Origin of the sequence: Bacillus sp. OK048 (assembly GCF_900103525.1) — a bacterium.
In the GTDB taxonomy this organism is placed as follows: domain Bacteria; phylum Bacillota; class Bacilli; order Bacillales; family Cytobacillaceae; genus Neobacillus.
Genome location: NZ_FNHN01000012.1, coordinates 57,302 through 69,144, shown reverse-complemented (window position 1 = coordinate 69,144; position 11,843 = coordinate 57,302). Strand labels below are relative to the sequence as shown.

Genomic DNA, 11,843 nt, shown 5'->3' with positions numbered 1-11,843 from the left:
AACAATACTAAACTACATTTCTAAATATAGTTTCCAAATAGTGATTTTGGGGTGAATATTATCAAAATCAAGCAAAATTTGCAGTTCCTAAAAGAAGCCATAGAGGGAAAATTTTTAGGAAGTAAGTTCATTTATACAAGGAAAGAGGCCCTACAAACACTTTTTAATGATAAGTGTTTGAAAAGACCTCAAGTAATCCTTCCTAGTTATTAGACCCGTAGCTGATTAGGTTTGTAAAGATTCTGTAGCCTCCAGGAACTTGTGCATTGATTTGGCGGTAGAATACTAGGTTGGTGTAGAGGAATGTTCCTTTGCCGTAGTTAGCCATTAGGATTCCGCCCTCAAATGGTGCTTCGCCAGGGTCTGCCATAGATACGAAGGTTTCATAGTTTGTATCCCATGCACTTGGGAAGTAAAGAGCTCTTTCTTGTACCCAGTTATCCCAGTCACTATCGCCAATTTTATTTGGATAGTTAAACAGCGGATGTTCTGGTTTAGTAACTGTTACCTTTGCATTTTCGTCCGTCACGCGCCATTCAATAGAAGGTGATCCGATGGTTAATGGATATGGCGGTGTGAATGCACCTCTATTCCATGGATCCCCAGATGTAACATATTGCATGACTAAATGTCCGCCATTTTCCACATATTCAAGCAATCTTGTGTTATTTTGCAATACATCTGGTCTTCCAAGTGTCGACCTGATTCCAGCTACAATGGTATCGTATTGTGAAAGATTACCATTTTTTAGCTCTTCCGGTGTAATCTTTGTGATATCAAATCCAGCATTTAGCAAGGAATCGGCAATCGTGTCAAAGCCGCTATCAATGTAGCCAACCTTCAAATTATCTGGTTTTAATAACTCAAACGCAACCCCATTAATGTTAGATGGGTACATAAAGTATGAGTCATTGATATGGTCATATTTAATTTCTTGTACAGTAGTATTTAATGACTTACCATCTGTTTTGGCAATCGCTGCGATTGTGAAATTACCTTGAGAGATATCTTTCGGCGGAACTAATGTAAACGATACTTCTCGTTCTTCATATCTTTCAGTGAAGGTAACTTCTGATGTTGCTGGTTTACTGGTCCAGCCTTTAGGAAGATTTAAAGAAACTGTAGCTTTTTTAGCACCTTTAGCATAGTTTTTTACTTTAACTGTGGCCGGAATTTCATCTTGTACATTGGCAGTGTTAACCGTGATATTAACGGGGTCTGGAGTAACACTTAATTCAGGGAGCACACTCACTGTATTATCTAAATCAATAACGGATGTTGTTTTCACTCCGTTTTCCTTAAAGGTTAGTTGTGCTTTGATCACAGCGTCGCCATATGGCTGGTAATATTCTGCATCAGAAGGAACAGTGACATTGAAGGTAACCGTCTTTGATTCACCTGGCTTTAGATGCTTTACTTGAGTTTCACCTTCGTGTTTCCAATTTTCGGAAGTCAGTAACGCTGCTTCAATATGTTGGATTTTTTGCTTTCCTTCATTTGAAATCTTAACTTTTACTTGAGTTTGTTCACCTTGAGTTAATACATATGAACCAATTTCCATATCAACAGCAAGGTCGGAAGCAACGAAACTTACCTGTTGTAGCTGTTCTACTTTTAGTTCAAGCTTATGAAGTAAGTCATTTTTAATCCCAGCATCCAATTTTGCTGATTTTGTACTAGTTATTAATTTTTGTACATCCCCTAAAGCCTTTTGTGATTTAGGTAAAATCGCTTCCCGGTCTGGATACAGTTTAATAATGCCTTCCAATTCGTTTTGTAAGGTATCCAACTTCGCGCTGACGTTAGCAGCAGGAATGATATCTGCCCATGCATGGAAGTCATACGGAACCCCTGCAAAAAGGTCAGTTGAACCTGTTTCTACTGCAGAGTGGATTAATTTTAAATGTGATTTTCTAGGTGCAACAGGAATATCATTTCCCATTCCTTGGCTCTTGTGCAGATATCGGGATGCTTCACCAAGTTGCGGGTAACTCATACCGTAGATTGGGTCCAAGTCACCAATCTCGATAGAGGTCGTTGCAGCAGTTGCAGCATTCACTGGTAAATAAAACTTTTTGATCTGCCAAGGCTTTAATCCATTTTTCAACTGTTCAGGGAAAACGTTTGGATCGGCTGCATCTTTAAATGCTCTTTCGGATAAAATCGCCATCAATCTATGGTGACCATGTTGGCTTACCACATTTTCGAAAGAAGGCATGACAATATCTGGCTGATAGGTTCTAATAAATTTGATTAAACGTTCGTACACTACATCTTCACCCCATTTTTCAAGGGTTTCATCTGGTGATTTTGAAAAACCAAAATCATAGATGGCATCAGATGTGGTTTCACTTAAATGATAGGCTTTAACACCATTTACCTTTGCAGCTTCAATCATTTCATTGGAGCGAATAATTCCAAGGGCATTGCCTAACTCATTTCCAATCGCATTTTGTCCGCCTTCACCACGGTTGGCAATTAAACTAGCTGTTTTCACACCTAATCCACGTGATAAATAGGCAAGTAAATCACTTCGTTCATCGTCTGGATGTGCTCCTGTGTTTAAGAAAGTAACCGTAGTATCTAGAGGTTTTACAACATTCCAAAGCTCAACATCCGCATCACTTTGTTCTTGTGCAAGACTAATTGGAGGTAATAAGGAAGTAATTAAAAGAATAGACATCAATAAACAAAAAAGTTTTTTCAATTCTTGTAACCCCTTTCAATAGTGAATGAAATAAAGCGATTCAATTCTCCTTTCATCATTATGTGGTTTTAGTTAGTAAATGTAACTAACTAATTGGAGGAAAATACTTACAAGTCCGATTATAATACCTTTCAGAATATTGTAAATATTACTAAATTACTATCTGCTATTTGTAAATAAGGCCTATAGTATTAGTGCTAAAGTTATGAGCGTCAGTATTCATACGCATTAAGAGAAAATGAATTAAATATAATTTTTACAAACTAATCACAATTATCTAAATTTTTTAAATTAAATATTGGCAACGCTTCCAATTTAAGGTATAGTGTAGTTAAATTAGTTAAACTTACTAACTAACGCTATCAAAATTAATTAAGGCCGTGATGTTTATGAATAAGAAACTATCAAATGCAGAGATACGGACAAAAAATAAAAAGATGGTTTTACAATGTATTAAAAATTCTCAACCTATATCTAGGGCAGAAATTGCGGAAAAGCTCCATTTTAGCAAGCCGACTGTTTCATTATTAGTTGATGAATTAGTCAAAGAGAAATGGGTTTATGAAAAAGGCATTGGCGAATCCTCTTCACAGGGTGGCAGAAGACCGATTCATCTTTATTTTAATGAAAAGGTTGCCTATGTCATAGGGGTGGATATTGGTGGCACCAAAGTGAAAATTGCCATTTCTGATCTTGGGGGAAAGATTATCAGTGTAAGCAGTTTTAATACAAGAAAACATTTAGAAAATGGTTTACTCAAACAAATTCTAAAAGAATTGCAAGAGATGCTTCAACGGAATAAGTTAGATGAGAGTTTGATTTTCGGTATGGGGGTAGGAGTACCAGGTATCACAGAAACGAAAACGGGGGTTGTTATAGAAGCTCCAAGCTTAAAATGGGTCCGTTATCCGTTTTTGACTGAGGCTGAACGATTCTTTTCCTTCCCTGTTTATGTCGATAATGATGTCAATATAGCCGTTCTAGGAGAACAATGGTTAGGCAAGGCTAAAGATAAAGAAAATGTACTGTTTATATCTGTTGGTACAGGGATAGGCAGTGGAATTATTATTCATAATCAACTTTATCGTGGATCCTCTTATGCTTCTGGGGAGCTGGGATATATGGTTACAGATAAAAATGATATGAAAAATGAGTTTAAACCAATCTTTCATCGCTATGGTTATCTTGAAAGTGTTGCTGGTGGAAAAGCGATTGGGAGAAGATTCACAGAGCTTGTCCTGCAAAACAAGAGTCACCCTGTATTTGCTGAAGCAGCAAAAAAGGAGTTGACTGGTGAGCAGGCTTTCTCGTTAGCGAAGGCAGGAGATGTGACTGCCCTTGCGGTTGTCGAAGACGCCATTGAACATTTAGCCTATGGAATCATCAATGCTGCGACACTATTAAATCCGGAGGTTGTTATTCTAGATGGCGGGGTGATGAAATCTGCTGATTTCATTCTTCCAAGAATACAAAAGATTGTTCATCAATACCTGCCTAGTTCAGTAGAAATATTTCAATCGCAATTAGGGGAAAATGCAGGAGTTTTAGGTGCGGTTTCTTTGTTTTTGAGTGAATACGATAGTTTTTTGAATTAGGGTGTTTACTATTTTGGTTCTTTGCAGGTAATTTTGCCTGCTTTAAGAATAAATAAAATCATTTATAGGGGGAGAAGTATGTTTAAGAAGAAAAATTTATTGGTATTCTTGATAGCTGTTCTGATGCTTTTCGTGTCAGCCTGTTCGAGTAGTTCTTCAGGCGGGGAAAAACCGGAAAAAGAAAAAGACGAAGGAAAAACAGAAGAAATAGCTGAAGCAAGTGGCAACCTTGTTATCTATACCGCCCGTGACCAAACGATTGTCGACAAAGTGGTTGAAATGTTTAATGAAAAATACCCCGATGTAAAGGTTGACGTGTTAACAATGGGAGCACAGCAGGTTCTTGAACGTGTTCGTGGAGAAAAAGCCAATCCACAATCTGACTTTTGGTGGGGTGGAACACAATCTGCTTTTATGACAGCAGCAAATGAAGAACTGTTAGAATCGTTCAAACCAAGCTTTGATGCAAGTATTTTACCAGAACATAAGGATTCTAAAAACCGTTGGTATGGTGAAATGCTTCTGCCAGAAGTAATCATGTACAACTCTGACATGCTTAAGAAAGACGAAGCACCACAAGATTGGGATGATCTCCTTGATTCGAAGTGGAAGGACAAAATTATTATCCGTGGTGTCTTAGCATCAGGTACGATGAGAACCATCTACTCTGCGATGATTCATGAACAAGGTGCAGATACTCCTGATAAGGGTTATGAGTGGCTAAAAAAGCTTGATACCAATACAAAAGAATATGCACAGGACCCAACAAACCTATACTTAAAGCTTGCCCGTCAAGAAGGTTCGATTTCGCTTTGGAATTTACAAGATATTCTTATCCAAAAAAATCAGCACAACCAACCATTTGATTTCGTATATCCAAAAAGTGGAGCACCAATTTTAGTCGATGCGGTTGGACTTGTGAAAGATGCGAAAAACCTAGAAAACGCAAAATTATTCTATGAGTTCTTATTTGATCCAGAAACTCGTACAATTTTGGCAAAAGATTTATTCCAAATTCCAACTCGTACCGATATCGACAAATCAACTATGCCAGATTGGTATAAAGAGCTTGACCTGAAGTCATTAGACATTGACTGGTCAGTAATGGCTGAAAAAGAAGCTGAGTGGATGCAGCATTGGGATGAAAATATTAAAGGTAAAAATTAATAGGTTACTATAAAAGGGGTGAAGATGTTTTTTCACCCTCTTTTACAAGGTAAGAAGGCATTAAAATACTTTCTTACCTTGTAAAAGAATAAGCCCTAATAAAGGCTTTTCTTTTTGGCTCATTTTTAAGAACAGCGAGGTGTTTGTGTTGAAAAGTGTAAGACTTGATTATGTTAGTAAAATGTTTGGAACATCAGTTGGAGTTGAGAACGTTGATATCGATGTCAAACCTGGAGAGTTTTTCACCTTTTTAGGTCCATCAGGATGTGGAAAAACAACGACATTACGGATGATAGCAGGATTTTATTATCCGTCAAAGGGAAAGATTCTCTTTGATAACAAGGATGTAACCACTCTGCAGCCAAATAAAAGAAATATTGGAATGGTTTTTCAAAACTATGCTCTTTTTCCTCATATGACAGTATTTGAAAATATTGCATTCGGTCTTGAAGTTCGAAAAATGTCAAAAACGGTGATTAAAGAAAAAGTGGAACGTGCCCAAAAGCTTGTTCATCTTGAAAAATATGGGACTCGTAAAATTAATGAACTTTCAGGTGGTCAACAACAGCGTGTTGCTTTAGCGAGGGCTCTCGTGATTGAACCTGATATTCTTCTGCTTGATGAACCGCTGTCCAACTTAGATGCGAAATTGCGTGAGGAAACGAGATTAGAGATTAAGAGACTTCAAGTCGAATTAGGTGTCACGACCATTTATGTTACTCATGATCAAACAGAAGCAATGACGATGTCAGATCGAATCATGGTTATGAAGGAAGGGGTCGTTCAACAAATTGGAACACCGCAAGAAATTTATAACCAACCTACTAATCACTTTGTTGCGTCCTTTATTGGAGAATCAAACATCCTAGAAGCGGAAGTCGTTGAAGTAAAAGGGGATGATGTCAAGGTTAAGTTGGATGACGACATCTTCGTTCAAGGGAGTATGACACAATCTGCAAATGGGAAAAAGCTGGCCGTAGGTGAATATATTAAAGTTTCAATTCGTCCTGAAGCGGTATTTGAAGGTACAGGTCCAAATCAGGTGACAGGCACCATTCAATTCGTGGAATTTACCGGTGTTAGCATCAATTATGTTGTAAAAGTAGGCTCAAATATCATGAAGGTTATGATTATCAATAAAGGAAATGAAATCCTTAAGCGCGGCGATTCGATTACCCTTCACGTACCTGAAAAAGGAATCTACTTAATTGGAGAATAGAGGTGATAGAATGAGTGCGAATCAAACTACTGCTGTGCGAGAAAACTGGTGGGCACGCCTTTCTCGTTCGAAATATTTTATCTATGTTTTAATTTCACCACTTTTTTTAGTTCTTTTAGCGTATGTTATCTATCCATTTTATCAAACCTTTGTTCAAAGTGTAGTGGGTGCAGAAGGGGCAACACTCGAAAATTACCAACGCTTTTTTGGGTTAACAAGTACAGCCAACCTTGAAGCGCTTTGGACAAGTGTATATATATCGGTCATTAGCGTGATTACCTGTGCCATAGTTGGTGTCACAATGGCGTTTTTGATGGAGCGTTACGAGTTTCCTGGAAGAAAGCTTCTTTCTGTCTTAATCCTAGTACCGATGGCATTGCCGCCTCTTGTAGGTGTGTTATCTTTTACCTTTCTCTATGGAGAAAGTGGGATCATCCCACGGGCACTTCAGGTACTATTTGACCTTGAAAAAGTACCTTTTTCATTAAAAGGTGTTATGGGTGTTATCGTCGTTCATACGTTTACCATGTACACATACTTTTATTTAACAGCAGCAGCAGCGATTAAAGGCCTGGATCCTTCCTTAGAAGAAGCAGCGACGAGCCTTGGGTCTGGAAGAATTCGCATTTGGTTGAAGGTCATCCTTCCAATGTTAACTCCAGCGTTAATTGCAGCATCCTTACTTGTGTTTATGATTTCCATGGCGTCCTACACTGCACCGTTGATGTTTGGTGTAGAACGGACGATGACGATGCAAATCTATTTATCACGTACAAATGGAAGTCTCGATATGGCAGCCACACAATCTACCATACTATCCATTGTTTCGATTTCCTTCTTAATTTTGATGAGATGGTACCAAGGACGACGGAACTATCAAAATCAAAGCAAAGGGATTAGTGTTCATCGCACCGAATTACGTTCCCAATTTGCAAAATACACGTCGATGTTTCTTTCGTTTATCGGGGTCATTATTTTAATGCTTCCAATCTTTGTTCTTGTGCTGATTTCTTTTTCAGTCGACGGGGAATGGACAGTTCAGGTAATCCCTACGGCTTATACCTTGCAGCACTATATTGATTTATTTACCGATGAGCGAACATGGCGTCCAATTTGGAACAGTTTGCAGATGAGTTTTGTGGCAACAGCCGGAAATATTTTGTTCGGTGTAGCGGCGGCTTATGCCATGGTTCGAATGAAGTTTAAAGGAAAAGCCTTACTTGATATTTTAATCATGGTTCCATGGGCCCTGCCTGGTACCGTTGTAGCGGTTAACTTGATCGCGGCGTTCAGCGAACCGAGTGTATTCAGCTTTAACCAGGTGTTAATTGGGACGTTCTGGATTTTACCATTAGCGTATTTTGTACGGCATTTACCACTTATTTTCCGATCTACTTCTGCCGCATTAATGCAAATGGATGAATCGATAGAGGAAGCGGCTCGAAGCTTAGGTGCGAATTGGTGGTACACATTTAGAAGAGTCGTTGTTCCAATGGCGTTCTCTGGTATTCTTGCAGGTACCTTGCTTGCAATGGTTCAAGGGATAGGTGAATTCGTTGCCTCTATCTTAATTTATAGTACGTCAACGATGCCGTTATCTGTCGCGATATTCCAAAAAATGTATGCTTTCAAATTCGGAACAGCCTGCGCATACGGTGTGCTACAAATTATTTTGATTATAACTGTTCTTTTCGTTTCACAAAAAATAACAGATGGGAAAGCAGGATCAGCCATTTAAGGAGGAGATTGTGGTGAACGCAAGCGACATTCATGGAAGAGACCTAAAAACGCTTGAGCAGGCAGCATTTGCTGTTGTTCCGTTAGGGAGCTTTGAGTATCACGGTCCACATTCACCTTTTGGTACGGATATTGTGTTAGCAGATGGATTTGCGAACGTGATTGCTCCTAGCTTAGGTGGTGTTGTGTTCCCAACTGTTCCATATACAGCTTGTCCAGGAAAAACGAAAAAATATAAAGGAACGATTCCAATTCGTCCAAGCATTATTCAGGAATACTTGATTGATATAACCATGGGAATTATTGAGCAAGGGATTAAAAAAATTATTCTCTTAAATGCACATGACGGCAATATGGGGGTTTCTAGAACAGTAGCAGAATATGTAACGGGTAAGTATACCGACGCAAGCTTTTTATTAGTAAATTGGTGGCAAATGGTCGATATCAATGCGGCTACTGAAATTGGCTTTGAAGGAACGAAAGGAAGAGGACATGGCGGACCTTATGAAATGTCTGCTGTCAAAGCGTTTCGTCCGGATTTGGTCCATGTAGATTTAATGGATGAAGAATTTAATGAGTTTCAGCCACTTTCATCCTACCCCTACATTCTTGTAGAGGGCACTCCAAAGGCATGGGATGGTTACACAGGGCTTATTCAACAAACCTCCTACGAAAAGGGGAAGAAAATCGTTGAAAAAGCAACGACAAATATGAATGAGTTAATTAAAAACTGGCTTGAAAATTAAGCGACAGAAGGGATGGACCAAAGTGAAAACCTCACTGAGAGAACAAATCATAAAAAAGGAAGGCACAACCTTTCCTTCTAAAACCTATACATCGATGGTGCTTGAACCAGCCTATGATGAAGCAAAACAACAATTTATTGACTCTATGGTCGAGATTCATAAAGCCCATTTAATTATGCTGGTAGAACAGGGGCTAGTTGGAAACGAAGAGGCCCGGAAAATTGCAAAAGCAGTTGCCAATTTGGATGCACAGGAGATTAATAACAGAAGATATACGGGTGAGTTTGAGGATTTATTTTTTGAAGTCGAGCATGCTTTAATTGAAGACGCAGGCGATATTGCAGGAAATCTTCATATTGCCAGAAGCCGCAACGATATGGGAATTGCGATTTACCGCATGACACTAAGGAAAAAGCTTTTATTATTGGTGGAGAAGGCATTAACACTTCGTGAGGCACTAATTGACTTGACGGACGAACATAAAGAAACGGTGATGATTGGCTATACCCATACCCAACAAGCGCAACCCACTACCTTGTCTCATTATTTAAATGCGATGACGGATATGCTTACCCGTGATATTACGAGACTGCAGGCTGCCTATAAAACCGTAAATCGCAGCAGTATGGGAGCAGCCGCACTAACCACTTCGGGATTTGGGATTAGCCGTGAACGTATGAAAGAGCTACTTGGCTTTGAAGATATGATTGATAATGCTTGGGATGCGGTTGCAGGTGCAGATTATATAGCAGAAACGGCGACGGCTGTTCAGTTGTCAGCACTTAATTTAGGTAGATCCATCCAAGACTTTTTACTATGGGGTACTCAGGAGTATGGAGCATTTCTTCTTTCTGCACCATACGTCCAAATCAGCTCGATTATGCCGCAAAAGCGCAATCCTGTTTCCATTGAGCATATGAGAGGTCTACTTTCTAGTGTAGCAGGAGATTGCCAAACCGTCTTGCTTATGCTCCATAATACGCCATTTGGAGATATTGTAGATACAGAAGATGATATGCAGCCGTATATGTGGAAAGCTATTGAAAAATTAGGAGGCATTTATGATTTATTAACAAGTGTTTTACTCACAATGGAAGTCAAGAAAGAAACCCTTCTAAAAAGAGCGAAGGAAAGCTTTGCCAACGTTACGGAATTAGCGGATACTATTGTGCGTAAGGATGGACTATCATTCCGCCAAGCACATCATGTCGTAAGTGCCACGGTGAAGGAACTCATGCAGAGTGGAAAAACGTCATTAGAATCCCTAACGTTGAAACTTTTAAACGAACAATCAAAAATGGTAGCGGGGAAGGAATCAGTTTTAACTGAGGAAGAATTAGACCAATGCTTGAGCCCTGAATATTTCGTTCAGATCCGAGACCTAGAAGGCGGTCCTAGCCCGAGCAGAATGGAAAAAACCATTGAAGCACGATTCTATGAACAGAAACAATTGGTTAACTGGTTAGATGAAAGACAAAAACACCTTACCACCTCTGCTTTAAAGGTTAGTGCCACATTTACCGAATGGACTGGAGCTAATGAATAGGAGATCCATCGAACTGCTGGCAGTCGATGGAGGAGGAACAAAGACACTGGCAGTCCTTGTTGATTCTGATGGAACCGTCATTGGTAAAGGTCATGCTGGGGCTTCTAATTATCATGTAACTGGTGCTGATGGAGCTAAAAAAGCTTTAGTAGAAGCTGTTCTTGCTGCTGTTAAGGATGCAGGAATTGAAGCAAATAAAGCAGTGAACATAGAAAAAGCTGTATTTGCCCTAGCTGGAATTGATACGGGTAATGATGAAAAGGAAGTAAAATTAATTGTTCAGCGAGCAGTTGAGGCTTTGTCGATTGAGATTGGTAGTTTACATGTTGAAAATGATTGCCTTTCCGCCTTATTGGGTGCTACTCAAAACAAAGCTGGTATTCTCTTAATTGCTGGAACAGGTTCGATTGTCTTTGCTCATGATGGCAACAATCGAATTGTCCGTTCAGGAGGCTGGGGGCACCGGGTTGGTGATGAAGGAAGCGGCTATTGGATCGGCAAACAAGCCATCTCTTCTGTTCTCAAAATGATGGATGGTCGGGGAGAGGAAACACTTTTATCCAAGCTTATTTTGGAGAAATTTAATTTTAATAAAATTGAAGATCTATATAATTGGACCTATAGTGATTCTTATTCTGTTGATGATGTAGGGGCCCTTGCGGCTGTAGTGGGTGAGGCATTTCAGTTAGGAGATACAGTAAGTAAACGCATCTTAGATGCTGCAGTGGAAGAACTGCTGCTCCTAATTGAAACGGCGATTGAAAAAGCTGAAATCCAGCAGGACGAATTTGATGTGATTATTCAAGGTGGTGTTTTCCATCATAATTACTACATTAAAAATCAAGTTTGCCAAAGAATCCAAGAAAGTACGGCCAAAGTGAAAGTCAGAACTACCACCGAAGAACCGATTTGTAATATTATTAAACGTGGTTTGGTATTAAAATAACTGTCGAGAATAAAATTTAAGCATTCACCTACGATGTTTGTGGGTGTTTTTATTTTGAGTAAAAAAGCTAAAATGGTAGAATTTAGAATCAGTTAACAGAGTAGCCTTAAACAAGAGAAATTTTATAGGGAATAGGGTACACCAAGATGAAAAAAAAGCAGCTATCGTTGCTTTTCTTTC

Annotated in this window: 8 protein-coding genes; 7 read left to right on the top strand and 1 reads right to left on the bottom strand. The window is 39.1% G+C overall.

The window, feature by feature from the left end:
• Positions 1–202: 202 nt before the first annotated feature.
• Entirely contained in the window at positions 203–2,707 is a 2,505-nt protein-coding gene (locus BLR86_RS19820) for an NEW3 domain-containing protein (protein WP_090765615.1), read from the bottom strand.
• A 389-nt stretch (positions 2,708–3,096) separates the two neighbouring features.
• On the opposite strand from BLR86_RS19820, the gene BLR86_RS19815 reads away from it, so the two are divergent.
• The 7 genes from BLR86_RS19815 (at position 3,097) to BLR86_RS19785 (ending at position 11,663) form a co-directional block, all read left to right on the top strand.
• Entirely contained in the window at positions 3,097–4,302 is a 1,206-nt protein-coding gene (locus BLR86_RS19815) for an ROK family transcriptional regulator (protein ID WP_254782388.1), read from the top strand.
• 78 nt (positions 4,303–4,380) lie between these two features.
• Positions 4,381–5,469 (top strand): extracellular solute-binding protein, encoded by a 1,089-nt coding sequence (locus BLR86_RS19810; RefSeq protein WP_090765609.1) that lies wholly within the window; start codon positions 4,381–4,383, stop codon positions 5,467–5,469.
• Positions 5,470–5,617: 148 nt separating this feature from the next.
• Complete coding sequence (locus BLR86_RS19805) at positions 5,618–6,688, top strand: ABC transporter ATP-binding protein (RefSeq protein ID WP_090765606.1); 1,071 nt, start codon at positions 5,618–5,620, stop codon at positions 6,686–6,688.
• A gap of 10 nt (positions 6,689–6,698) precedes the next feature.
• Positions 6,699–8,426: an ABC transporter permease gene (locus BLR86_RS19800; RefSeq protein WP_090765605.1), complete on the top strand. Its 1,728-nt coding sequence runs from the start codon at positions 6,699–6,701 to the stop codon at positions 8,424–8,426.
• A gap of 10 nt (positions 8,427–8,436) precedes the next feature.
• Positions 8,437–9,171, top strand: coding sequence for a creatininase family protein (locus BLR86_RS19795; RefSeq protein WP_254782387.1), 735 nt, complete (start codon positions 8,437–8,439; stop codon positions 9,169–9,171).
• 22 nt (positions 9,172–9,193) lie between these two features.
• Positions 9,194–10,717, top strand: a complete 1,524-nt coding sequence (gene argH, locus BLR86_RS19790; protein ID WP_175492977.1) for an argininosuccinate lyase — start codon at positions 9,194–9,196, stop codon at positions 10,715–10,717.
• Entirely contained in the window at positions 10,710–11,663 is a 954-nt protein-coding gene (locus tag BLR86_RS19785; protein ID WP_090765599.1) for an N-acetylglucosamine kinase, read from the top strand. Before argH ends, BLR86_RS19785 begins: the two co-directional genes overlap by 8 nt.
• Positions 11,664–11,843 lie beyond the last annotated feature (180 nt).